The 22989-nt window shown below is 59.4% G+C and carries 20 protein-coding genes, 1 tRNA gene and 1 pseudogene; 14 read left to right on the top strand and 8 right to left on the bottom strand.

Translation table 11 applies throughout. From position 1 onward, the window contains the following. Window positions 1–131: 131 nt before the first annotated feature. On the top strand, window positions 132–2810 hold the full coding sequence (locus B5M42_RS21820) for a putative bifunctional diguanylate cyclase/phosphodiesterase (protein ID WP_134755019.1): 2679 nt from the start codon (window positions 132–134) through the stop codon (window positions 2808–2810). An 89-nt stretch (window positions 2811–2899) separates the two neighbouring features. Here B5M42_RS21820 and B5M42_RS21825 read toward each other — a convergent pair whose 3' ends face one another. Genes B5M42_RS21825 through B5M42_RS21835 form a run of 3 tightly spaced genes read right to left on the bottom strand, consistent with a single transcriptional unit; the run spans window position 2900 to window position 6332 of the window. Then, on the bottom strand, window positions 2900–4258 hold the full coding sequence (locus B5M42_RS21825; RefSeq protein ID WP_134755021.1) for a DUF4129 domain-containing protein: 1359 nt from the start codon (window positions 4256–4258) through the stop codon (window positions 2900–2902). Next, window positions 4233–5369 carry a DUF58 domain-containing protein gene (locus B5M42_RS21830; RefSeq protein ID WP_134755023.1) on the bottom strand — a complete coding sequence of 379 codons (1137 nt, stop codon included), beginning with the start codon at window positions 5367–5369 and terminating at the stop codon, window positions 4233–4235. Before B5M42_RS21830 ends, B5M42_RS21825 begins: the two co-directional genes overlap by 26 nt. A gap of 6 nt (window positions 5370–5375) precedes the next feature. Next, window positions 5376–6332, bottom strand: a complete 957-nt coding sequence (locus tag B5M42_RS21835; protein ID WP_134755025.1) for an AAA family ATPase — start codon at window positions 6330–6332, stop codon at window positions 5376–5378. 371 nt (window positions 6333–6703) lie between these two features. On the opposite strand from B5M42_RS21835, the gene B5M42_RS21840 reads away from it, so the two are divergent. The 3 genes from B5M42_RS21840 (at window position 6704) to B5M42_RS21850 (ending at window position 9695) form a co-directional block, all read left to right on the top strand. Continuing rightward, window positions 6704–6780, top strand: a tRNA-Asp gene (locus B5M42_RS21840). Window positions 6781–6891: 111 nt separating this feature from the next. Then, complete coding sequence (gene gluQRS / locus B5M42_RS21845; RefSeq protein WP_134755112.1) at window positions 6892–7854, top strand: tRNA glutamyl-Q(34) synthetase GluQRS; 963 nt, start codon at window positions 6892–6894, stop codon at window positions 7852–7854. Window positions 7855–8306: 452 nt separating this feature from the next. Next, window positions 8307–9695, top strand: a complete 1389-nt coding sequence (locus B5M42_RS21850) for a hypothetical protein (protein ID WP_134755027.1) — start codon at window positions 8307–8309, stop codon at window positions 9693–9695. 378 nt (window positions 9696–10073) lie between these two features. Here B5M42_RS21850 and B5M42_RS21855 read toward each other — a convergent pair whose 3' ends face one another. Further along, a complete protein-coding gene (locus tag B5M42_RS21855) occupies window positions 10074–10874 on the bottom strand; it encodes a Cof-type HAD-IIB family hydrolase (protein WP_134755029.1) in 801 nt (266 codons plus the stop codon). Between the two features lie 113 nt (window positions 10875–10987). Here B5M42_RS21855 and B5M42_RS21860 point away from each other — a divergent pair, with 113 nt between their 5' ends. From B5M42_RS21860 to B5M42_RS21880, 5 genes and pseudogenes are all read left to right on the top strand, one after another. After that, on the top strand, window positions 10988–11695 hold the full coding sequence (locus B5M42_RS21860) for a DNA alkylation repair protein (RefSeq protein ID WP_209280751.1): 708 nt from the start codon (window positions 10988–10990) through the stop codon (window positions 11693–11695). A 57-nt stretch (window positions 11696–11752) separates the two neighbouring features. Further along, entirely contained in the window at window positions 11753–14026 is a 2274-nt protein-coding gene (locus tag B5M42_RS21865) for a heavy metal translocating P-type ATPase (protein ID WP_134755033.1), read from the top strand. A gap of 446 nt (window positions 14027–14472) precedes the next feature. Continuing rightward, window positions 14473–14748 (top strand): annotated as a pseudogene (locus B5M42_RS21870) (metal-sensitive transcriptional regulator); the annotation flags it as partial. Window positions 14749–14778: 30 nt separating this feature from the next. Further along, a complete protein-coding gene (locus tag B5M42_RS21875) occupies window positions 14779–14982 on the top strand; it encodes a copper ion binding protein (RefSeq protein WP_134755035.1) in 204 nt (67 codons plus the stop codon). A gap of 15 nt (window positions 14983–14997) precedes the next feature. Then, window positions 14998–15750, top strand: coding sequence for an SDR family NAD(P)-dependent oxidoreductase (locus B5M42_RS21880; RefSeq protein ID WP_134755037.1), 753 nt, complete (start codon window positions 14998–15000; stop codon window positions 15748–15750). Window positions 15751–15931: 181 nt separating this feature from the next. Here B5M42_RS21880 and B5M42_RS21885 read toward each other — a convergent pair whose 3' ends face one another. Then, on the bottom strand, window positions 15932–16930 hold the full coding sequence (locus B5M42_RS21885) for a fatty acid desaturase (RefSeq protein WP_134755039.1): 999 nt from the start codon (window positions 16928–16930) through the stop codon (window positions 15932–15934). A 42-nt stretch (window positions 16931–16972) separates the two neighbouring features. On the opposite strand from B5M42_RS21885, the gene B5M42_RS21890 reads away from it, so the two are divergent. Then, window positions 16973–17332, top strand: coding sequence for a hypothetical protein (locus tag B5M42_RS21890; protein ID WP_134755040.1), 360 nt, complete (start codon window positions 16973–16975; stop codon window positions 17330–17332). On the opposite strand, the gene B5M42_RS21895 is transcribed toward B5M42_RS21890, so the two are convergent. After that, window positions 17305–17505, bottom strand: coding sequence for a cold-shock protein (locus B5M42_RS21895; RefSeq protein ID WP_134755042.1), 201 nt, complete (start codon window positions 17503–17505; stop codon window positions 17305–17307). The genes B5M42_RS21890 and B5M42_RS21895 overlap by 28 nt on opposite strands. Window positions 17506–17642: 137 nt before the next feature. On the opposite strand from B5M42_RS21895, the gene B5M42_RS21900 reads away from it, so the two are divergent. Beyond that, on the top strand, window positions 17643–18551 hold the full coding sequence (locus B5M42_RS21900; protein WP_134755044.1) for a tyrosine-type recombinase/integrase: 909 nt from the start codon (window positions 17643–17645) through the stop codon (window positions 18549–18551). A 160-nt stretch (window positions 18552–18711) separates the two neighbouring features. After that, window positions 18712–19515 (top strand): SDR family NAD(P)-dependent oxidoreductase, encoded by an 804-nt coding sequence (locus B5M42_RS21905; protein WP_209280752.1) that lies wholly within the window; start codon window positions 18712–18714, stop codon window positions 19513–19515. A gap of 342 nt (window positions 19516–19857) precedes the next feature. Here the strand turns inward: B5M42_RS21905 and mscL are convergent, their stop codons facing one another. Next, window positions 19858–20331 (bottom strand): large conductance mechanosensitive channel protein MscL, encoded by a 474-nt coding sequence (gene mscL, locus B5M42_RS21910; protein ID WP_134755046.1) that lies wholly within the window; start codon window positions 20329–20331, stop codon window positions 19858–19860. Window positions 20332–20413: 82 nt separating this feature from the next. Next, the gene (gene hisC / locus B5M42_RS21915; RefSeq protein WP_134755048.1) at window positions 20414–21529 is read right to left on the bottom strand and encodes a histidinol-phosphate transaminase; all 1116 of its coding nucleotides are present in this window, start codon (window positions 21527–21529) and stop codon (window positions 20414–20416) included. Between the two features lie 174 nt (window positions 21530–21703). Between hisC and B5M42_RS21920 the strand changes: the two genes are divergently transcribed. Together B5M42_RS21920 and B5M42_RS21925 are read left to right on the top strand one after the other, a co-directional pair. Continuing rightward, window positions 21704–22150 (top strand): tellurite resistance TerB family protein, encoded by a 447-nt coding sequence (locus B5M42_RS21920; RefSeq protein ID WP_134755050.1) that lies wholly within the window; start codon window positions 21704–21706, stop codon window positions 22148–22150. A 223-nt stretch (window positions 22151–22373) separates the two neighbouring features. Continuing rightward, window positions 22374–22973, top strand: a complete 600-nt coding sequence (locus B5M42_RS21925) for a TerD family protein (RefSeq protein WP_134755052.1) — start codon at window positions 22374–22376, stop codon at window positions 22971–22973. The last annotated feature ends 16 nt before the right edge of the window (window positions 22974–22989 follow it).

Consider the following 22989-nt stretch of genomic DNA (forward strand, 5'->3'; position numbering starts at 1 on the left):
CACCAAAAAAGAGGGGTTTCGCTTCCACTGTAGAATAATTTTACCAAATGAATATGACAAACTCCGGAAGCAACGCGCGACTTACTTTCATGTGGGCGGCAGTGTGCGAGTGAGCGGGTTAGGAGGCCACCATGATCAAAAGCAGCTTTTCTTCTCTCCGGGGTGCCCCGGCTTGGGCGTTATATTTGGGGGGCTTGGCGCTGGCCGGCTTGTGCGAGCATTTTGAGCTTCGGCTGATTTATGATTTGTCGTTTTCTTTTTCCAGTATTTTTTTACTGTTGCTGCTGCTGTGGTTCGGGCTGGGTCCGGCTTTGGCGGGAGCGGCGGTCTTATATACGTTTTCCTTTCTGGTCATGGGCGAGCCGCTGCTCGATATGGCCGGCATGGCGGAGGTGCTGTTCCTCGGTCTTGTGCTTGGCCGCAAGCGGACACAGCTGCTGCTCTGGGACAGCGTGTATTGGCTGACTGCGGGTTTGCCGCTGCTGCTCATCGCTTATTACGCGTATTATCGAACGCTCACGATTGAATTCGTCGTACTGGTGACGATTGCCGCGACCAACGGCCTGTTTAACGCGCTGATCGCAGAGATGACGGAGCGATACGTGCCTTTGCGGCGCTGGCTGGGGCTGACTGAAGCGAAGGAACGGCCCGTTCAGCTGGGCCAGGTACTGTTTCATTTGTCGATTTCGGCAGTAGCCGTTCCTTTTTTGATCTTCATGGTGCTCAATAGCTGGTACGGATACCGGACGGTGGTGCATAACTCGCATCAGACTGCGCTAAACATAGCGACCGGAATCAAGAAGGAGCTGGGCAAATGGGGAGATACCGATATAACGGCTTTGCGCAACGGCAGCATGATTCAATTGGGCAAGCTTCAGGAAATTATCAACCGCTACACGACAGAGGATATTTCGGAAATTGTGCTGACCGACGGCAGCAATCACGTGCTGGCTACGACCAGCTGGGTGCTGGGGCTTGACCCGTATTACGACTGGCGCAGCAACCGCTCGCTCAAGCAGCTTTCGGCGTCCTTCTATGAAAGCCGGCCGTTGCAGCGTTCGCATTGGCTGACAGCGGACGACTGGAAGAAAGGCAGCTATTTGTACAACGATACCGTGCCGCAATTTCCGCTGCAGATCCACATCGGCATTCCGATCCAGATGTACATGCAGCAAATGTACCAGCAGTATTTGGACCAGCTGAAGTATCTGCTGTTTTTTGCCGCAGGCGCTGCGCTGCTGGCGCTGCTGATCGGCCGGGCGATCGTCCGCAGCTTATCCCATCTGGCCGTCGCCACGACCCGGCTGACCGACAAGCTGTACCAGCAGGAGGCGATTGAATGGCCGCAAAGCCGGATTGTCGAGGTCATCTCGCTGGTGAACAATTTCAGGCAGACGTCACACAATTTGCTGCGGATGTTCGCGGAATCGCAAGAGATGAACCGGAAGCTGCAGGAGCAGACGGCGATGCTGCGGCAATCCGAGGAAAAGCTGCAGCATTTGGCTTATTATGATGTGCTGACGGACCTGCCGAACCGGCTGCATTTCTCGCGGTATTTGCAGGAGCTGATCACGGGAGCCAAACCGCCGGAGCTGCCGATTGCCGTTGTGTTTGCCGATTTGAACCGCTTCAAGGATATTAACGATTCGCTAGGTCACGCCGTGGGCGATGCGCTGCTGCAGACGATTGCCGGCATGTTCGCGCGTCTGGTGTCCGACGGGTGCAAGGTATTCCGCTTGGGGGGCGATGAATTTGTGTTTGTACTGGAGGCGGCCCGCGAGGACAAGCTGCGGCAGATGACGCAGCGGATTTTCTCGGCGTTTGCGGAGCCGATCCGCTTGAAGGAAGAAATGACGCTGTACGTTACGGTCAGTCTGGGCGTCAGCTTGTACCCGCGCGACGGGCAGGACCTCGGCACCATCGTCAAAAACGCCGACATGGCCATGTACGTGGCCAAGGAGCAGGGCGGCAATGCCGTTTATTATTTCAACGAGGATCTCAATGCGGCGGTCACGGAAAAAATGTTCATCGATATCGGCATCCGCGAGGCGCTGGGCCACGAGCAGTTCCGCTTGTTCTACCAGCCGAAGGTGGATCCGCAGAGCCAGCGCATTTGCGGGATCGAAGCGCTGATCCGCTGGCAGCATCCCGAGCTTGGCACAGTGCCGCCGACCAAATTCATTCCGCTGGCCGAGGAGTCGGGGCTGATTCTGGAGATCGACGAATGGGTCGTGCGCGAGGCGTGCCGGCAAAACCGCGCTTGGCAGCAGGCCGGTCTGCCCAAGGTGCCGGTGGCGGTCAACATTTCCGGCCGTCACTTCTATCAGGGCAATCTGCATGAGCTGATCTGCGAGGCACTGGAGGAAAGCGGGCTGGAAGCGAAATATTTGCAGCTGGAAATTACGGAGGGCGTCTTGATCAAAAATGTCGAGCATGTGCTTGATATGATTTTCATGATTATCCAGCTGGGCGTGCAAATTTCCATCGACGATTTCGGGACGGGGTATTCTTCGCTGAATCAGCTGCAGCGGCTGCCGATCTATGAGGTCAAGCTCGACCGTTCGTTCATTCAAGGCATTGATCGTGACCGGAAAAAATCGTCCATCGTCCGGGCCGTCATCGATTTGGCGCACAGCATGAACCTGCGCGTTGTGGCCGAGGGCGTCGAGACGATGCAGGAAATGATGTTCCTCGTGCAGTTGAACTGCGACGAGCTGCAGGGATATCTGTACAGCAAGCCGCTGCCTGCGGAGGAATTCTCGGCTTTGCTGTCCGATGTGAACCGCTTCGTGCCGTTGCGGCGTTATTAGGTTGACGTAAAAAGAAACCGCCCTGCGGGCGTGAGCGTTTCCCTCTTGGGAAGCTTGCGCCTGCAGGGCGGTTTTTGGCGTGGAGCGCGTTATCTCACCTGCTTGGGCAAAATCGGCTGCGCCTTCTCCAGCGCCTCGCGAAGCTGCGCCTCGCTTGGCTCCTTGCCGCTGTAGCGGGCTTCGTTGTACAGGGCGGTCAGCGTTTCGCCCGCTTGAGGCGGCAGCAGCCCGGCTGCGTCCAGCTCGCGTTGCGTCTCCTGCGGCGTGAGCGCCGGATTGACGCGGTAGCCCTTGCCGGCGGCGTAAGCGAGCGCGAGCGCGTAGAGATAGCGGCTGCGGGCAGCGCGCGTAGGCAGTGCGCTCCAATCCGGCGCGCCGGCCCGCGCTGAGAAGCGGGCTTGCAGCCGCTTGCGCCACAGCTTGGGCAGCTCGCGCCAGGCGAGCAGCGTTTCTTTCTCGTCGACGTAGCCGGTGGCGTCGAGCGCGTCGTCTACGCCGAAGCGGCCGAGCAGGCGCTGCAGGATGCCCCGCAGAGCCGGGAAGCCGCGCCGGATGAGCAGGTAAAGCGCCAGCAGCGCGAGGACGACGACGGCTGTATAGCCGGCGATCAGCAGCAGCAGATTCAGCGCTTCGGTCAGCAAGGACGGCTGATGCGGCTCGCCGCCAAGCAGCGGCATCGGCGCGGGCGTGGCATCCGGCGGAGCGGACGGCTCGGCTGCGGGCGGCTCGCGGTGCAGCAGCCGGTTCAGCGCTGCGGCGACGGCGCGCAAGGTGGCGAGCGCAACGGCCTGCAGCTGGGGCAGGAAGCCGATCAGGGCGACGAGCCCGACGGCGCCGCTCAGCCACAGCCGGTTGTGGCGGCGGATCGTGCCGGTGACCGCTTGCTGCGCTTCGTCATCGCCGGACAAGGTCGCTTCCAGCAGCCGGAGCCGGTTGAGGTCAAACAAGAAGATGACCAGCGAGACAAAGCCGAGCGCATTCGTCATCGGCACGTAAGCCTGCACGGTATCGATGCGCGCCATCAGCGGCACGGCGATGAAATAAGCGACGAAGCCGAACATAAACGCCATCGGCGGAAAGCGCCACGACCACGGCGTCCGCACGAGGCGAATGCCGCGCATGACCAGCCAAGCGCCGATAGCGCCGAGCACCCAGCCGCCTGCTGCGGCCGGACCGCCGGGCGGGACAAACACGGCAAAGCCGCCGAGCGCAGCAAACAACAGCGCCCAGACGTTGCGCTTGAGCCAGCCGGTTTCGCCGCCGATGCCGCCAATGCCGTAGCAGGCGGCCAACTGCAGGCAGGTGCCCCACAGCGGCAGCGGCGAAAGCTGCCAGTGCAGCACCAGCAGGAGCGGGAAATATACGGCAAGCTCGACGCAGCCGAGCAGCACGACGCGCGCCAGTCGGCCGGGGAGCGAGCGGTTAGCGAACTGCAGACGGGGATGCATCGGCTTCAGCCTCCTTCCCGGCGTCGGCGGCCAGCGCGCTGCGCAGGTCCACGACAAATACGGCGTGGCCGGCCGCGCGCAGCCGCTCGGCTTGCGCTTCGATTTTGTCCGAAATAAACGCGGTAATCAGCACGATATCCAGAGCGGTATCGTCCGTATTTACGTACTGCTGCAAATAATCGGCAAAGGTGCGGCAGCAGGCGACCTCCATTTTGGCCATCAGCTCCATCAAATACTCCAGCTGCGGCCAGCCGCCCTCCGGCGCTGCATAAAGCGGACTGTGCGGTGCTTCCGGCGTATAGCTGTTGCTGCCGAAGCCGACCGGCACGCCTTGACTGACGGCGTCATGCGCCAGCGTGGCAGCATAACGCAGCCCTTGCTCCACCAGCTCGGGCTCACTGACCGCTTCCCACATCGTTTCCGTAATTTGCGTATTGAGCAGCAGCAAAAGGCGCGGATCGGCCGTATAGTCCCGGCTGTGCACCTGAAGCCGCTGGCTGCGCGCCGTCGCTTTCCAATGGATGCTGTTCATCGTGTCGCCATAGCGGTATTCGCGCACGCCCGATTTGAGGAACGGATCGGGCACGATCCAGCGCTTGACGGTGATATCGCCTTGCCAGCTGCTGGACGGCAAAGGGAGCTCGTCCCGACGGGCCAACTGCGGATAAACGAGCAGCTCCGCTTGATGCTTTTGCTGTGCCGAGGCCGCTTGCAGACCAAGCACGTCGCCAATCGACACGGCCACCGTCTCCAGCCGGTACCAGCCGCGCTTCATGCAGCGGACGCGGTGACGGCGAATCATTTTTGTATACGGCATGAGACTGAATAAGCTTTTGTGATTCTGGAACAGATCCCCGGCGCTGACGTCGAGGTTCGTTTGCTGCTGAAAAAGCAGTCCGGCCGGCAGCATCGCCTCCAGCCGCAGCCAAGGCAGCGGGAGCGGCTTGCGGTTGACGATCGTTTCGATCATCGTCAGCTCCTCGCCGGCGTGCAGCCGCTGCCGGTCAAATTCCCGCGTCACGCGCAATCCGCGAAAGCCGAGCTTGCGGTACAGCCGATGCTGGGCAAAAAAAAGCGCGGCAGCGATCAACAAGATCCAACTGATCCCCATCGCCGTTTACCCGATTTGCTCTTCCGTTGGCACAGGCGTCTGCGCCAGAATCGTCGTCAGCATCGCCTCCACCTGCTTCTCCGGCTGACGCACGCGAGTGGCCAGCAGCACGCGATGGGTCAGCGTCGGCTTGACCATCGCCTTGATGTCGTCAGGCAGCACGTAGTCGCGTCCGCGAAGCGCCGCCCGCACCTGCGCGCATTTCAGCAGCGCCCGCGCCCCGCGCGGACTGACGCCAAGCGCGACATCGGGATGCTGGCGCGTGCGTTCGACCAGCTCGGCGATATAGCGCAGCAGCGCTTCGTCGACGCGCACTTGCGCGTGTTGCCGCTGCGCCTCCAGCAGCTCGGCCCGGCTGACTACGGGAGCCAGCTGCTCCAGCGGATCGTCCTGCCGGTACAGCCGCAAAATGTCGACTTGCTCTGCCGTCGACGGATAGCCCATCGGGATTTTAAGCAAAAAGCGGTCAAGCTGCGCCTCCGGCAGCGGAAATGTGCCTTGGTTTTCCACCGGATTTTGCGTCGCAATGACGAGAAACGGCGCTTCCAGTGCGCGGGTTTCCCCGTCTATGGTCACCTGGCGCTCCTCCATGCACTCCAGCAGACTCGATTGCGTGCGCGGCGTAGCGCGGTTGATTTCGTCGGCCAGCACAATGTTGGCGAACAGCGGACCTGGACGGAATTCGAATTCGCTCGTTTTTTGATTGAAAAAATGAATCCCGCTCACATCGGATGGCAGCAGATCCGGCGTAAACTGGATGCGCTTGAACACGCAGTCAACCGAGCGGGCCAGCGCCTTGGCCAGCAGCGTTTTGCCCGTGCCCGGCACATCCTCCAGCAGCACGTGGCCCGAGGCGATCAGCGCGATCAGCAGCAGCTCGACGGTTTCATTTTTGCCCACCACAGCCCGGCCGACATTGCCGGCCACCGTCTGCGCAAGCGTTTGCATTTGGGTCAATTCCATCTGACACATCAACCTCCCGGGAATGATTGCTGTGTCTATCATCTCATATTCGGGAGGATTTGGGAAATGGTGAGGGGGTGGTAGCGGGAGTTTTCAGCGTGAGATCGTCTGTACAAGATGAGCGATGCGTGAGATATGGACATAAACATCGCTGTGGCGGACAGAGAATGGACAAGGTACGTTGTCGTGTATCGCAGGCAGCAGGAAAAAGCCGGAATTTAATGTAATTCTACATAAGATGACCTACGCTTACGCCAGTGCTGGACAATAGTCGGCGCAGCTTGTACAGAGGAAATTTTTGAAAAATGATGCTTGTCAGATTGCCCGGGTTCATGTAGAATGAAACCTGTGTCTTTGACACTTGAATGTGTGGAGCCGTGGTGTAGAGGCCTAACATGCCTGCCTGTCACGCAGGAGACCGCGGGTTCGAATCCCGTCGGCTCCGCCATTTCCCAAATCAGCTTTGCGGCCCTTGCGGCCCGATCTTTCATATTGAAATGACCAGAGCAGAACGCGATGTCTGCTCTTTTTGTATTCGGCGGGGAGTGTGAGGGAGATGATGCGACGGGGACGTTTTGCGCCGACGCCGTCCGGCCAGTTGCATATGGGCAATGCGTTCAGCGCACTGGCGGCATGGCTGCAGATTCGTCAGTCCGGTGGCGTGTTTGTACTGCGGATCGAGGATATCGACAAAGCCCGCTCGCGGGCGGCGTTTGCTGAGCAGATGATGGACGAGCTGCTGTGGCTGGGGCTTGGTTGGGACGAGGGACCGCGGGTCGGCGGGCCGCACGCGCCATATGAGCAGAGTCGGCGCGAGGCATTGTACGCCGCTGTGTTGGAGCGCTTGGAAGCCGCTGGGCATTTGTATCCGTGTTATTGCAGCCGCAGCGAGCTGGCGATGATCGGCAATGCGCCGCACGGGCTGGCCGCCGAAGGGGGCGCTTATCCCGGCTGGTGCCGCGGGCTGACCCCGCAGGAGCAGGAGGCCCGAGCAGCGGCCAAAACGCCGGCGTTGCGCTTCATCATGCCGTCACAGGCGCTGCCGTTCGACGACGCGCTGCTCGGCCCGCAGCTGTATACGGGCGACAGCCTCGGCGACTTTGTCGTCAAGCGGGCCGACGGCATGTTCAGCTACCAGCTGGCCGTCGTCGTCGATGATGCCGCGATGGGCATCACCGACGTGCTGCGCGGCGCGGACCTGCTGGACTCGACGCCGCGCCAGCTCGCGCTCTACGCCGCGCTCGGCTTGCCGGCACCGCGCTTCGCGCATGTGCCGCTGCTCGCCGACGCTGCCGGCGAGCGGCTGTCCAAGCGCGACAAGTCGCTGACGCTGGCCGCCCTGCGCGAAGCGGGCGTACCGGCGGAGCGTCTGCTCGGCGCGCTGGCGTATACGGCCGGATGGATCGACCGGCCGGAGCCGGTGAAGGCCGGAGAGCTGATTCCGGCCTTCGGGCCTGTGCGGTCAGCGGCAGATCTGAAGCTGACCGTCAGCGAGCCGCTGCTGCAATGGCTGCGGGCGTAGGAGCTGGAGCCAGCGCAGTAGGCTGGTCTGGCGGCTCCCGGAGCGGAGCTGGCCGAACGGCGGCTTGTGGGCCCGGCAACCCGGCAGTTCCGCAACCCTGCAGTCCGAAGGCGGGGCCGCATACAAGGCTGCGCTTGAGGCCGCATACCAGAACCTGCGCACAAGCATCCGCGTTATCGCCGATTCATCCGGCTGGCGCGGTTTTTTTCTTTTTAGCTGACAGCTTTATTGCCTTGAGAAGCCTGGGTCGGCGGCTCAGTTTTGGCGGCTCCGTAATCCCGTCCGTCCTCCTGTCTGCTCCGCCATTCGACGCTTTGAACGAACAGTCCGCTGCCCGCCGCAACGGGTTCAAAAATATTCCAAAACCGACAAGGATTTTGCCGGCGACGCGCCGAATTTGGAGATCAGCCAGAAATAAACCCAGTTTGTTGTAGAAAGAGGATGTGACTCCTTTGAAGTTGCTCAAAATCGCACTGTCCGGCGCGCTTGTCGCCGGACTGCTGCTCCCCGGCGCAGCGCTTGCCGCCGTCGCGCCGTTCGATACGAATCAGGATGGAGCGATTCGTATCGACGATGTCGCCGCGTACCTGCAATCGGCCGCGGTGCAAGACATCAACGGCGACGGCTTCACCGACGCCGCCGATATCGCTGCCCTGCTGCGCCAGATCGCGCCGCTCGTCGCGGACGCGCCCGCTGTGGGCAGCGTAGCCGTTCGGGTCGTCGATCAGCTCGACGAACCCGTCAACACCGCTGCCGTCACACTGAACGGCAGCGCCGCCCAGGCCGTGTCCGACGGTCACGGCCGCTACACCTTTGCCGGCGTGCAGCCCGCCGCCGGCAACACCGTCTCCGCTTCGGCGTATGACCGAAGCGTCAGCTCCGCGAGCCCGTTTGCGGTGCTCGCGGGTGAAGAGGCGCAGCCCGCGAAGCTGCGCCTGGAGCTGCCGACCGTCACCGTGAAGGGGACGGTCTGCTCCGAGGACCTGCAGCCGCTCGTCGGCGTGCAGGTCAAGGCCGGCAGCGCCGACGCGGCGCCGGCGGCGCTGACCGATGCGCTCGGCCGCTTCGAGCTGGCCGGGGTGCCGGTCGGCGAGCGCAGCTTTACCGTGACGTCGGCGACGTACGGGCTAGGCGGCTTTAGCGCCGATGTGGCCGAGGGCATGGCCGACATCGCTTACGAGATGACCGGCGTGAAGTTCGTCACCGTCTCGGGCATCGCCCAAGACGCGCATTACAATCCGATTGTCGGTGCCAGCATCACGATGCATATGGTTAACGGCTACGAACGGACAACGACGTCCGGAGCGGACGGGCGGTTCAGCTTCAACGACGCAATCGCTAATGTCATGTTCGGCTGGTCGCTGCAGCAAACGGGCTATCGCGGCGCGACCTACACCGGGTTGATGGCTGAGGACAGCGCCACCATCGTCGACAATCCGTTTTATACCGCAGCGGATGTCGAGATCACGGACGCGAATGAAATGCTGTACGCCACCGGCACGATGGCAGATAGCCTCAAGGTCAGTCTGGGCGGCTACTCAGGTATCGCCAAACGTTCGACCACCGGCTATGCGCTGTACAAATCGGACGAAGCGGATCATCAGACCGCTTATGTGCGTGATTTTAATACGCTGCGTGCGGCATTGGCCGATCCAGATGTCAGTACCGTGTACATTACGACGTCTTTTAGTAACCCGAGCGAAAACATCGTGTTACCTAACCGCGAAATTACGATCAAAAGCGATAGCAACCAACTGATCGAAGCGGGCTCCGTCGCCAATGACTCTGTGCTGATTCATTACGAAAACGTCAGCATCGTCGAATACAGCGGTTCCGCTTAGGGGAGGTCCGCCTGCACATTGGGGGCCTGACTACTGTCGTCTCGCACCGTCCGGCCGGTGAGCCGAGCGCCTTTTGCGGGTCCTGCTGCTTGGACGGGGATTTCGAGCGTCTCGGGCCTGTCCGACCTGTTCGAAATTGTCCGGTCAGTCCGTCCGGATCGGCCCGCCCGCGCGCCCCGGAGCTCGCCGCCGTGTGCCACAGCCCGCGCGCCCCGGAGCTCGTCCGCCGTGTGCCACCGCCCACGCGCCCCGCTGCCCTGCGCCACCTGCCGCTGCGGGCCGACGGCGCAGTCGCCGCTGTTACACACCGGCCCAATACGCCAAAAACCTCCACGCCCGCACGCCGCGGAAGTGGAGGTTCTTTTTGCATCCGATCAATTATACAGTCGCGAAAACAAACCGCTCCAGCACGTGCCGCACGCCGTCGTCATTGTTGCTGAGCGTAATAAAATCGGCAATCGCCTTGAGCTCCGGCCGCGCGTTGTCCATCGCTACGCCAAGTCCGGCAACCTCCAGCATCTCGCGGTCGTTCCACGAGTCGCCAACGCCGATCACCTGATCGAGCGTACAGCCGAAATGGCCGGCAAGGAAGCGCACCGCATGGCCCTTGGTGCCTTCGCGATGCATGAATTCGAGATAGTTCGGCTTGGATTTCGTAATATGAAGCCTTTCGCCCAACTGCGGCTGCAGCTCGGCCAGCAGCGCGTCGCATACATGCGGCTCGTCAACGATCAGCAGCTTGGGCTGCGGAATGTCGATCCATTGGCGCAGGTCGCCGACGATGTAAGGCGTTTTAGTCAGACCGACGTATTTTTTAATCTTGTCGTTGTCTTCGCCCGCATACAGCTGATCGCCGTGATAAAGCTGCAAGTGCAGCTTGCGCTGCTCGCAAAAATCGAGCAAAAATCTGGCGCAATCGACCGGCACTGTCCGCTCGTAAAGCACGTTCTCGTCGAGCAGGTTTTTGACAACCGCTCCCTGGTAGGTGATAATCGGCACATTAAGCCCGATTTGCCGGGCGATTTGGGCAGCGGAAGGAAAGCTGCGGCCCGTAGCAATCGTCACCGTCACGCCCAGCTCGGCGGCTTGGCGAATAGCGTTTGTTGTTTCCTCGGAAATCGTCAGATCGTCGCGCAGCAGCGTATCGTCGAGATCGACGGCCATTAATTTGTAGGTCATTGTTGGTTCTCTCCCATCCGGTTCAAGCTCTGTCTGTAGCATTTCTGCTTCTAAGCATACCGGAAGCGCGAAGGTTTGGCATTATTTTTTTCAAAGGAATGGAGTGGAAAAAAATGACTTTGCTTTATACGCAAAAGCTGGAAGCCTGCCTGCGCGACCGCGGGAATCGGCAGATCAAGCCGGCGATGGAGGCTTATCAGCGCAATCAGTTTCCGTTTCTTGGCATTCGCAGCCCGGAGCTTGCCGTGCTGCTGCGCGCTTTTTGGCAAGAGGAGGGACTGCCTGCAGCCGATGAGCTGCTGATTGTGGTCGCCGAGCTGTGGGCGCTGCCGGAGCGTGAATATCACTATGCGGCGATGCAGTTGCTGGAAAAAAGGCGCAAGCTGCTGACTCCGCAGTCGCTGGCACTGCTGGAGCGATTGATTGTCGATAAAGCCTGGTGGGATACGGTGGATTTGCTGGCTTCCCAAACAGTCGGCGGCTTGCTGCTCCGGCATCCCGAGCTGATCGACGACGCCGTGGCCCGGTGGATGGCATCCGGCCATATGTGGCTGCAGCGGACCGCGCTGCTGTTTCAGCTTAAATACAAGCAGCGAACCGATACGGAGCTGCTGTTCGACTGTATCCGGCGGCTGGCCGGTTCGCGGGAGTTTTTCATCCGTAAAGCGATCGGCTGGGCGCTGCGCGAATACGCCAAAACCGACGCGGCTGCGGTCCGCGCCTTCGTCGCCAGCGTTGAGCTGTCGCCGCTTAGCGTGCGGGAAGCGCTCAAGCGCGTAGCGTCTGCCGAACCGACAAATGAACTTGACAATATAGGGTAGGGGGGTATACTATGATGGAGAAAGCTTTTTGAAATCATGTTGACGAGGTGAAGCGTCATGCCACATACAACGAGGGCTTCCGCATCCAGTGGCCCTGCCCAGGACGGAGCGAACGAGCAAGCGACCTTGCAAATAACCGGAATGACCTGCGCCGCGTGCGCGAGCCGCATCGAACGGGGCTTGCGCAAGCTGGAGGGCGTGGCTGACGTTAACGTCAATTTCGCCTTGGAAAAAGCCGCCGTCACCTTTAATCCGTCCGTGACCGGACTGCCCCAGCTCGAGCAGACGATTGCCAAGCTGGGATACGGCTCTGTCCGGCCTCCTGAGCCCGGGGCAACGGAGGCTCCCGATCAGAACGCGGAATTGGCCGGGCATAAGCGGCACTTATGGATATCCGCGCTGTTGTCGGCGCCGCTGCTGTGGGCGATGGTCAGCCATTTTTCATGGACCTCCTGGGTATGGCTGCCGGAGTGGCTGATGAACCCTTGGATACAGCTGATTCTGGCGACGCCGGTGCAGCTTTATATCGGGTGGGGTTTTTATAGCGGCGCCTACAAGGCGCTGCGCAACGGAAGCGCAAATATGGATGTGCTGATTGTGCTCGGCACATCGGCTGCGTATGTGTACAGCTTGTTTTTAACGCTGCAATGGGCGCTGCGGCCTGACGAAACCGGCGGGCATGTGCATATGCCGCAGCTGTATTTTGAAACGAGCGCTGTGCTGATTACACTGGTGCTGCTCGGCAAACTATTCGAAACGATGGCCAAAGGGCGGACGTCTGCGGCGATTCGTTCGCTGATGAGTCTGCAGGCCAAGACGGCGATGGTTGTTCGAGGCGGCCAGGAGCTGGCGATTCCGGCCGAAGAGGTGATTCCCGGCGACATCGTGCTCATTCGTCCGGGGGAGAAAATTCCCGTTGACGGCGTCGTGCTGGAGGGCGGCTCTACGGTCGATGAATCGATGCTGACGGGGGAAAGCCTGCCTGTGGACAAACAGGTCGGCGACAGCGTCGTCGGCGCAACGCTTAATAAGCACGGCGTGCTGCGCATACGCGCCGATAAGGTCGGCCGCGATACGGCGCTTGCGCACATTATCCGCGTGGTCGAGGAGGCGCAGGGCTCGAAGGCGCCGATTCAGCGTGTTGCCGACCGGATTTCCGGTATTTTTGTGCCGGTGGTGATTGGGCTGGCGGCTGCGACTTTTCTCCTCTGGTATCTGCTTGCAAAGCCGGGGGACTTTCCCGCTGCGCTGGAGAAGGCGATTGCCGTGCTGGTTATTGCCTGCCCCTGCGCGCTGGGGCTAGCCACGCCGACCTCGGTCATGGCCGGCTCCGGCCGCGCCGCCGAGCTTGGCATTTTGTTCAAGGGCGGCGAGCATTTGGAGTCGGCGCACCGGCTGGAGACGATTGTGCTGGATAAAACCGGCACGGTCACGGCAGGCGCGCCGCAGCTTACCGACGTGCAAGTTGCATCCGGCTGGAGCGATGCCGAACTGCTGCGGCTGCTGGGCGGTGCGGAGCGCGGCTCGGAGCATCCGCTGGCCGAAGCGATCGTGGCCGGCGTCCGCAGCCGCGGCATCGAGCCGCCGCTGGCCGAGACGTTCGCCGCGCTGCCCGGCTTTGGCGTCAGCGCCGCGGTCGAAGGCCGCGCCGTGCTGGCCGGGACGCGGCGGCTGATGGCCGAGCGCGGCGTCAACGTAGCCGCGGCGCTGCCGGAGCTGGAGCGGCTGGAGGCGGCGGGCCGGACGGCGATGCTCGTCGCCGTCGACGGCGTATACGCCGGGCTTGTCGCGGTCGCCGACACGGTGAAGCCGACCTCATCTGCCGCGGTCGCCCGGCTCCGGGCGCTTGGCTTGCAGGTCGTCCTGCTGACCGGCGACAATGAGCGGACCGCCCGGGCCATCGCCGCGCAGGTCGGCATCGACCGCGTCGTCGCCGAGGTGCTGCCCGAGGGCAAAGCCGCCGAAATCAAGCGGCTGCAAGCCGAGGGGCAGCGCGTGGCGATGGTCGGCGATGGCATCAACGACGCCCCTGCGCTGGCTGCTGCCGATATCGGCATGGCCATCGGCACCGGAGCCGACGTGGCGATGGAGGCGGCCGACGTTACGCTGATGCGCGGCGATTTGAACGCGATTGCCGACGCCATTGTGATGAGCCGCCGGACCATGCGCAATATCCGGGAAAACCTCATCTGGGCGCTCGGCTACAACACGCTGGGTATTCCGATTGCTGCTCTGGGTCTGCTGGAGCCGTGGGTAGCGGGAGCGGCGATGGCGCTGAGCTCGGTTTCAGTTGTGCTTAACGCTCTGCGCTTGCAGCGCGTCAAGCTGTAAAGCGGTTCAGGAGCGCTGACGTGCGAAGCGGATGCAGGTCCGCTGCGTTCGGCACCGCGCGACTATCGAAGCGTGGTGCCGGCTATACGGTTCCCGGTAGTGTTCGGACCGCTCGACTTCCGGGATGCGGCGACGGAAGCTTCGGTTGCCGTTTGCATGGACAGCATACGCCAGAGGGGTATAATAGAGAGAGGAGGTGCGACATGGCAACCAAGGGCAGGAGTAACACAAATCAGGGTCAGGATCTGCCGGCTGCGGGTGCGGCGGGGACGGACCGGACAGACGGCAGCGACCGTCATGACGGCGCTGTTCGCGAAAAGTCTGAGCAGCAGGCCGAAGCAGCAGCTCGAGCGAGTCGAGCGAATACCGCGCTCCATACAGGCGGTGCAGGTCCAACGGATCAAGCCGACCATGCTGGTCATGCGGCCCATGCCGGCAAACACGGTCGCAAAAGCCACCATTCCGATAAATTAAAAGCCGATTTAACAGCGCGTCTGAATCGGATCGAAGGACAGGTGCGCGGCATAAAAGGCCTCATAGATAAAGACACGTATTGCGACGACGTGCTGCACCAGATTGCAGCCGTGCAGTCGGCGTTGAACGGGGTGGGCAAGCTGCTCTTGTCCGGGCATTTGAAAAGCTGTGTCGTCGAACGCATTCAGGAAGGCGACATGGACGTTGTCGACGAGCTGTTGAAAACCATGAATACGCTCATGAAATAAAATCAAGCAACAGGAAAGGAAGTGTATCGAATGTCCAGCATTACATTGAAAGTAGAGGGTATGTCCTGCCAACATTGCGTTCAATCGGTAGAACAGGCGATGAAGGAGCTTGGCGCATCGGGGCGAGTTAATTTGGCGAGTAAAGAAGTGACCGTGGAGTATGACGAAAGAAAGACGAGCCTTGCGGCCATTCAAGCGGCGATTGAAGATCAAGGCTACGACGTCGTTCAATAAAGGAGCCTAAGCAGGATGAGCGGATTTGCCGGAAAAAAAGTAGCGATCACCGGCGCGGCGCGCGGTATCGGCAGGGAGCTGGCGCTGGCTTATGCAGCGCGTGGAGCCCACTTGGCGTTAGCCGATCTTGACGCCGAGGGGCTGACGCAAGCGTCGGAATGGATCGCAAGTCAAGCAGGAGCGCAGCAGCCGCTGATCCGCGAGCTGGATTTGCGCAGCCCTGACGACATTGTCGGGTGGTTCAAGGAGCTGGATCGTACATGGGGGCGGCTGGACGTGCTGATCAACAATGCCGGGCTGGGCATTTGGAAATCGCCGCTGGAGCTGTCCGTTGACGAGTGGGATTGGGTCGTCAATACGAATTTGCGCGGCGCGTTCCTCTGCTCGCGGGAAGCCGCCCGGCTTATGCAGGACGGCGGAGGAGCCATCGTCAATATCGCTTCCACCCGGGCGTTGATGTCGGAGCCGGGCTCCGAGGCGTACGCCGCCTCCAAGGGCGGATTGCTGGCCCTTACGCATGCAATGGCGCTGTCGCTGGGCGCGTCCGGCATTCGCGTCAATGCGATCAGCCCGGGCTGGATTGAAACGGGTGATTACAGCAAGCTGCGTCCCGAGGACCATGCGCAGCACCCTGCTGGCCGGGTTGGCCGTCCGGCAGATCTTGTCCGCGCCTGCTTGTATTTGACGGATGCTGAGAACGATTTTGTCACCGGCGAAAATCTCGTCGTTGATGGCGGCATGACGCGCAAAATGATGTACGCGGAGTAAACGTTCCGCCTGTTACAGCTACAAGCATCGGGCGCAGCTATCATCGGTGGGTTAATATCGGCAATTTCGGTAAATCGAATTGTGCGCGTCCTTGCCGTCCGCCGTGGCGACGCTTGCGGCCGTTGTTCATTTCATCAATAAAGGCGTGGGCCAACTGCGGCCCACGCCTTTTCCACCCTTTTTACAAAAGGGTCGGTCGATGTCTTAATCCAACAAATCGTTTGCTTTCCTCGTCCCACAGCCGATATCTAAGCGCCTGCAGGCTCAATCGAAATCCGATGGCTGGAACGTTTTTCAGAACAGCATTGCTCTCGTGTATGCGCTGCAAGTGATAATTCGGGGCCTGAGGAGCCAAATGATGAATATGATGAAAGCCGATATTCCCCGTCATCCATTGCAAAATTTTTGGCAGCTTGTAATAGGAACTGCCTTGTACTGCTGCACGCACATAATCCCATTCGTTCGCATGCTCGTAATACGAATCCTCGAATTGATGCTGCACATAGAACAGCCAGATGCCCGCCGCGCCCGCCAGGTACAGTATTGCCCCTTGAATCAGGAGCACCTCTTTCCAACCGAATAACCAGCATAGCAGCCCCATCAAGCAGACTAGCATGGCGTTTGTGAAGTACGTGCTTATGCGCTCTTTTCGTTTGGCGTCTTTCCGGTTTATGCGATATTCAATCATGAAAATAAACACGGGGCCGAGACCGAACATAACCAGCGGATTGCGATATAGCCGGTATCCGAGGCGTTTCCAAGGGGAAAGGGCCGCATATTCCCTGGTCGTTAACGTCCAGATATCTCCTGTGCCTCTGCGGGATAAATTCCCGCTGGTCGCGTGATGAACGGAATGCTCATTTTTCCATTGCGCAAAGGGGAAGAAAGTCAGGATGCCGGTAATCGTTCCGACAATTCCATTGGCCTTTTTTCCTTTGAAAAAGGATTGATGACAGCAATCATGGAAAATGATGAAAATCCGGATCAGGAATCCCGCAGCCGGAATTGTCAACGCTAACGCAATCCAGAACGAAATCGCCAAGCTGGCATAAGCAAGGCCCCAGAGCAGAATAAACGGCACGATACTGTTAATCAATTGCCAGATGCTTTTTCTTAAATCCGACTTGCAGTGAGCAGCCACATCTTTTTTCCAGCTAGTGAATTCTTGCAGTGATTTCATTGCAGCCCTCTTTTCTTGAAAATCTCAGGAAGTAACGAAGGGATGAGCTTCCCCAACGGCTTGGTTCGCCTTCGGAAATCATCATTTTCCCGCTTTCCTGTCTTTGCTGGCGCGATTCTTGCACAGGTTGACATGGCCTGGTTTTCTCTGCGAACCGTGCTTGCTGGAATAAAAACGAATAATGTCATCAACCGTAGAAAACATGACATTGACATTCGGATCGGGTGTATTTGTTTTGATAAAAAAACCACTTTTCTGATGGAAGACCATCTTTTTTTAAAAATAATAAAGGGTGGCGCTCATGCGCTCACGCCGTATCGGCAATCTAAAGAAAACAAAAAGCCGCTCATTCCGAGCAGCTTTTTTCTACATGCTTACAGCTTTGTTACATTCTCGGCCTGAGGGCCGCGATTGCCTTGCGTCACATTGAATTGAACGCGTTGACCTTCGTCCAAAGAACGATAGCCGTCTTCTTGAATGGCGCTGAAATGCACAAACACGTCATTTCCGTTTTCAACTTCAATGAACCCAAAGCCCTTTTCCGAATTAAACCATTTCACTGTACCTGTTTGCATAAAATTCCTCCAAAAAACGTATTAACACGATCACTAGATATTTGGAAAATCAACATTGATGTCCGCTAATGTTTCGGTTAAGATAAGAATACTATGTCCGCTAAGGTAAGTCAAGAACAGATTGGAGGGTGCACATCATGAAAGAGGGGCCAGGCATCTCGGAACAAGGGGAGGGCGTGACGAGTCGTTTCATCCATGCGCTCGCTGTACATAGAGAGTTGAGTCCCAAAACGCTGAAGGAATACGCAAGCGATCTAAAACATTTTATTGCCTGGTGTGAAACCGTCGATGGCCCGGGAGAAGCCATTCACATTGAACGTATCGCGACATCGACGCTGGTGCGTTACCGGGAGGCCATGCAGATGGACATGGAACTAAAGCCGGCGACTGTGAATCGGCGGCTGGTCACGCTGAAACGATTTTTCGACTGGGCGGCTGCGGAAGGAACGATTGGTGAAGACCCGTCAAAGTCGGTAAAGCTGGTACCCGAGCCAAGGACAAGCCCGCGGCAAATGACGGACCAGGAAGAAAGCGCCTTGCTTGCTGCAACCCGGAGGCTGGGCTCCCTCCGAGACCAGACCATCGTTTGCGTCATGCTCCACACGGGCTTGCGGCCCATGGAAATTTGCGATTTGCTTCCCGGGGATATCCGGATCAGCGATGTTGGGAGTTGTCTGACTGTGCGCTCCGGGCTACGCAACAAGTCGCGCGAGGTTCCTTTGAATGCGGTGTGCCAAGCGGCGTTGACCGATTATCTGGCAAAACGCCCGGCGGAAGCTTCCTATCTGTTCGCATCGGAAAAAACCGGCGCCCGATTAACGGAGCGCGCCTTGCGTCATCTGATTCAAAAATATATGAAAGCCGCCCGGCTCGAAGGGCTGCGCGCGCACGATTTGCGCCACCGATTCGGTTACGTCATGGCAGCGAATATCGCCTTGCACCGCTTGTCGCAAATGATGGGGCACGATCATGTGCATACCACCATGATTTACAGCAAAACAACCCGTGGGGAGCTTCAGGCGGAAACCGTAGAAACAACGGGATAGACTGCTAGTGCCGGCGGAGGGGAGGGGCAAAAGAGGTCCCTGATCGCCAGACGAGGCAAGGCCGGCACCCCGCTCCTAAGCCGCGTGCGGCGCTGAAGGCGGGAATTGTCCGTCAACGGTCAACGGGAAGAAGCGTTTCATTCGGGAAAGGAGAACGTTTATGAGCGACGCGACAGCCACATGGAACGGCGAGCTTTATATGATAACGGGCAGCTCGCGCGGCCTCGGAGCGGCGCTTGCGGCCGAGCTTTTGCAGCAGGGAGCCTGCGTCGTGGGCATCGCCCGCACCGGCCTCTCTGCGGAGCAGAGCGCCGCTGCTGCGCGCTATGGCGGCCGACTGCGCGCGTTTGCGTACGATTTGACGCAAACGGAGGGCATTGACGCGCTGCTGGGCACGCTGCTGCAAAGCGTAGAGGCCCGCACGGCTGCCAGCTTGACGCTGATCAACAACGCGGGCCGTCTGGCCCCCATTGCGCCTGCGGGGCGCATGGACCCGGCCGAGCTGCAGCTGAGCCTGCAGCTCAACCTGCTGGCGCCGATGCTGCTGACGAATGCCTTCCTGCGGCACGCCGCTGCGTTGCCCGCGGCCCGCAAGCAGGTCGTCAACGTCTCCTCCGGCGCCGGGCGCAAACCCTACCCCGGCTGGAGCGCCTACTGCGCGGCCAAAGCGGGACTCGATCATTTCACGCGAGTCGTAGCGGCCGAGCAGGGCGAAGGGCCGGGGGCAACCCGCCTGATGTCGCTGGCTCCGGGCGTCGTCGACACCGACATGCAGGCGGAAATCCGGGCCTCCTCGGCCGACAGCTTCCCGCAGCTCGAACGGTTTGTGCGCCTGTTCGAAGACGGGCAGCTGCAGTCGCCGGAAGCGACGGCCCGGCATATGGTGCGCCTGCTGCGCGATCCGGTAGCCGCCCAAGCCGCCGTGCTCGATCTGCGCGATTTCATCGGCCCGTCCGCCGACTAGCGCAGTCTGGCCTCGACGGCGTCCGGCTCCCTGCGGCTGTGAGGCCGTGCGCCCATCAGCCGCCTGAGCCCTCACGCCGTGGCCGCGCTTTCACTGCGGCAGCGTGTTATCTGCGCGCTTGCGCCAGACATCCCGTCGTCGTTGCAGCCTCCCGCACTCTCACGCCATTACGCGTGACTGTGCACGCCAGCCGCGCGTCCCACAGGGCGGCGCATTACAGGCGATCTTGCGCCGCCCGCGCCCGGTCGTCCACGATATAACAAACGCCCCGCAGCGGCGGACCGTTCCGGTCCGTGCTGCGGGGCGTTCTTATTGCCTACGCTGTCTTTACAAGCGATGCCCTTACTGGATGCTGCCGCGCACGCTGCCGCCGCCCTTCTCCAGCTCGGACGTGCAGAACTTGCAGCGCGTGGCGCGGGCCGGAATGTCCGACAAGCAATGCGGGCATTCCTTAGTCGTGGCCGGCGCTTTTTCCTTGGGTTCCTCTTTTTTGCGCATGCGGTGCAGCTGCTTGACCACCATAAAAATCACAAAAGACACAATCAGAAAATCAAGAAAAGTCGAGATAAATTGTCCATAGTTGAACGTTGGCGCGCCTGCTTTTTTGGCCGCGTCCAACGAGGCATAAGTTTCCCCGTTCAGCGCAATAAACAGATCGGTGAAGTTGACCTGTCCCAGCAACAGACCGATCGGCGGCATCACTAGATCGTTGACGATCGACGTGACCACCTTGCCGAAAGCGCCCCCGATGATCACACCGACTGCCAAATCGAGCATATTTCCCTTGAAAGCAAATTCTTTGAATTCTTTGAGCATAGCAACCTCCAAGCGCAAATGATTGATAGCATTGTAGCACAATTGGGGGGCTCTGTTCAAAAAGAAAGCCGACTCGCCGCCCTCATTCGCCGGCTTCGGCCAGCAGCTCGCCAAGCGCTTGCAGCAGCAGCGCGTTTTCCTCCGGCGTGCCGACGGTGATCCGCACATGCTCCGGCAAGCCCCAGGAGCCGCCGTTGCGGACGATGATGCCTTTGCCGAGCAAGCGCTCATACAGCTTCTGCGCATCGGAGCCAAGCCGCGCCAGCACGAAATTGCTCATGCTTTCCGTGTACGTGACGCCAAGCTGCCCGAATCCGGCGTAAAGCTGCCGTCGCCCCTCGTCATTCATCCGCCGGGAGGCTTCGACAAACGCGTCGTCGTCGAGCGCTGCTGCACCGGCAGCTTGCGCCAGCGCGTTGACGTTGAACGGCTCCTTCACCTTGCGGATCGCGGCAATCACCGCTGCCGGGGCGGCGGCGCAGCCGATGCGCAGTCCGGCCAGACCGTAAATTTTCGAAAACGTCTGCAGCACGACGACCGGCAAGCCGCGGCGTACGAAGTCCAGACCGTTTGCGTAATCGGCTGCGGTCGCGTAGTGGCCGTAAGCGGCGTCAACGATCAGCAGCGTGCGCGGCGGCAGTCCGGCCAGCAGCAGCTCCAGCTCCGCCTGCGGCAAATAGGTGCCGGTCGGATTGTTCGGGCTGCACAGGTAGACGAGCTTGGTCTTCGCGTTCACGGCCGCCAGCAGCGCCGCAGCGTTCAAGCCAAAGCCATCGTCGAGCGGCACCGATACGACCGCGGCGTCCATCAGATTGGCGCCAAATTCATATTCGCCGAACGTCGGCGCGGGAATGACGATTTCATCGCCGGCTTCAAGGAACGTTTCGGAGATGAGCCGGATCAGCTCGTCGGCGCCGTTGCCGATCAGCAGCTGATCTTCTTCAAGCGCCAGCTTGGCCGCCAGCGCGCGCCGCAGCCCGACTGCTTCGGCGTCGGGATAACGGTGCAGCTCGCCCAGACAGCGCTCCAGCGCCTCCAGCGCTTTGGGCGCGGGTCCGAGCGGATTCTCATTGGAAGCCAGCTTGATCACCTGTTTCAAGCCGAGCTCCTCGCGCACCTCCCAGATCGGTTTGCCCGGCGTATAATCCTTGATGCGCTCCAGTGTTTTTCGCGGCTTAGGGCTTATCTGCTCTTTCATTCGACACGGCCACCTTTCCAGTTAAACAAATGGAATTACTTTAATGCGATAATTAGATAATATACTAATGCGTTACCATAGTAAAGAATTTTCGTTTCCGCACATAATTTGCTTCAAAACAGTAAAGAATGGTTTAATGGGTTGTGAAACGGGTAATTAATTAGGAGGGATACGATGAGCACGTTCAAATCATGGCTGCAAAACACCAAGCAAGGCTTAACCGATCAGGTGAAGAAGTACAAAAACAAAGATTTTCTTGACGCGGTTGTGGCAGGATGCGCCGTTGTCGCTGCCGCCGACGGCTCGATCGATAGCAGCGAGAAGCAGAAAATGGCTGGCTATATCAGCCGTAGCGAAGAACTGAAGGTGTTTGGCATCAGCGACGCGATTGCGCGGTTCAACCATTTTGCGGGCAATTACGAGTTCGATGCGATCATCGGCAAGCAGGAAGCGCTGAAGACGATCGGCAAATTCAACGGAAAACCCGACATGGGTCGCGTTATTGTTGGGGTCTGTTGCGCGGTTGGAGCGGCCGACGGCGATTTTGATCCTAAGGAGCAGGCGGTCGTGCGCGAAATTTGCGGAGCCTTGGGACTCAATCCAGGGGAGTTTGGCGTATAACATTGACAAAAGTCGGACTTTAGGCCCATAATTAAACTGCTGTAATACGAATCATACGGTCTCCCGACGTCACGTAAAAGCCTCTACTACGCAGGAAATCCTGTCTACTAGAGGCTTTTGCCGCAAAGACGAAAAATTTCTCCAAATTTTTCATCAAATTTGAAACGGGAGATGAATCTGCAGCGTATAGTATGTTCGCCTTGAAAGGAGGTGACCTCAAGCAATGACAATCAGTCTCGTTAAAGGTCAAAAGATCGATCTGACGAAAGGAAACGCCGGTTTATCCAAGGTAACCGTGGGCCTCGGCTGGGACCCGGCCGTCATCGAGAAAAAAGGCTTTTTCGGCACCAAGCGGGAAGCGGTCGCTATCGACTGCGACGCGTCGGCGCTGCTGCTGGATGCAGCAGGCAAGCTGTCCAAGGATAACAATCTGGTATGTTTCTATAATAGAGCAAGCGGCTGTCAGTCGGTCGTGCATTCCGGCGACAACCTCACCGGGGAAGGCGACGGCGACGACGAGCAGATCTTCATCGATCTGGCGCGCGTGCCGGGCGATGTGCATAAAATTTTGATCGTCGTGAACATTTACCAGGCGGAAGCCAGAAAGCAGCATTTCGGCATGGTCCAATCCGCGTATATTCGCGTGTTGAACAGCCAAAACGGACAGGAGCTTGTCAAATTCAACCTGACCGACAACTACTCGGGCATGACCGCTCTTTTGACGGGCGAAATTTACCGTCACGACGGCGAATGGAAGTTTGCCGCGCTCGGAGCTGGCGATCACGCCGTACATATCGATCATCTGGCCGCCAAATACAAGTAAGACCAAATTTGATAAA

The organism is Paenibacillus athensensis, assembly GCF_004514475.2.
GTDB lineage: Bacteria > Bacillota > Bacilli > Paenibacillales > NBRC-103111 > Paenibacillus_AL > Paenibacillus_AL athensensis.

What these genes read in the sequence shown, in the direction of transcription:
- B5M42_RS21820 (WP_134755019.1), top strand. Translation starts at nt 132, where the DNA reads ATGATCAAAAGCAGCTTTTCTTCTCTCCGGGGTGCCCCGGCTTGGGCG.
- B5M42_RS21825 (WP_134755021.1), bottom strand. Translation starts at nt 4,258, where the DNA reads ATGCATCCCCGTCTGCAGTTCGCTAACCGCTCGCTCCCCGGCCGACTG.
- B5M42_RS21830 (WP_134755023.1), bottom strand. Translation starts at nt 5,369, where the DNA reads ATGGGGATCAGTTGGATCTTGTTGATCGCTGCCGCGCTTTTTTTTGCC.
- B5M42_RS21835 (WP_134755025.1), bottom strand. Translation starts at nt 6,332, where the DNA reads ATGGAATTGACCCAAATGCAAACGCTTGCGCAGACGGTGGCCGGCAAT.
- gluQRS (WP_134755112.1), top strand. Translation starts at nt 6,892, where the DNA reads ATGCGACGGGGACGTTTTGCGCCGACGCCGTCCGGCCAGTTGCATATG.
- B5M42_RS21855 (WP_134755029.1), bottom strand. Translation starts at nt 10,874, where the DNA reads ATGACCTACAAATTAATGGCCGTCGATCTCGACGATACGCTGCTGCGC.
- B5M42_RS21860 (WP_209280751.1), top strand. Translation starts at nt 10,988, where the DNA reads ATGACTTTGCTTTATACGCAAAAGCTGGAAGCCTGCCTGCGCGACCGC.
- B5M42_RS21865 (WP_134755033.1), top strand. Translation starts at nt 11,753, where the DNA reads ATGCCACATACAACGAGGGCTTCCGCATCCAGTGGCCCTGCCCAGGAC.
- B5M42_RS21875 (WP_134755035.1), top strand. Translation starts at nt 14,779, where the DNA reads ATGTCCAGCATTACATTGAAAGTAGAGGGTATGTCCTGCCAACATTGC.
- B5M42_RS21880 (WP_134755037.1), top strand. Translation starts at nt 14,998, where the DNA reads ATGAGCGGATTTGCCGGAAAAAAAGTAGCGATCACCGGCGCGGCGCGC.
- B5M42_RS21885 (WP_134755039.1), bottom strand. Translation starts at nt 16,930, where the DNA reads ATGAAATCACTGCAAGAATTCACTAGCTGGAAAAAAGATGTGGCTGCT.
- B5M42_RS21890 (WP_134755040.1), top strand. Translation starts at nt 16,973, where the DNA reads ATGAGCTTCCCCAACGGCTTGGTTCGCCTTCGGAAATCATCATTTTCC.
- B5M42_RS21895 (WP_134755042.1), bottom strand. Translation starts at nt 17,505, where the DNA reads ATGCAAACAGGTACAGTGAAATGGTTTAATTCGGAAAAGGGCTTTGGG.
- B5M42_RS21900 (WP_134755044.1), top strand. Translation starts at nt 17,643, where the DNA reads ATGAAAGAGGGGCCAGGCATCTCGGAACAAGGGGAGGGCGTGACGAGT.
- B5M42_RS21905 (WP_209280752.1), top strand. Translation starts at nt 18,712, where the DNA reads ATGAGCGACGCGACAGCCACATGGAACGGCGAGCTTTATATGATAACG.
- mscL (WP_134755046.1), bottom strand. Translation starts at nt 20,331, where the DNA reads ATGCTCAAAGAATTCAAAGAATTTGCTTTCAAGGGAAATATGCTCGAT.
- hisC (WP_134755048.1), bottom strand. Translation starts at nt 21,529, where the DNA reads ATGAAAGAGCAGATAAGCCCTAAGCCGCGAAAAACACTGGAGCGCATC.
- B5M42_RS21920 (WP_134755050.1), top strand. Translation starts at nt 21,704, where the DNA reads ATGAGCACGTTCAAATCATGGCTGCAAAACACCAAGCAAGGCTTAACC.
- B5M42_RS21925 (WP_134755052.1), top strand. Translation starts at nt 22,374, where the DNA reads ATGACAATCAGTCTCGTTAAAGGTCAAAAGATCGATCTGACGAAAGGA.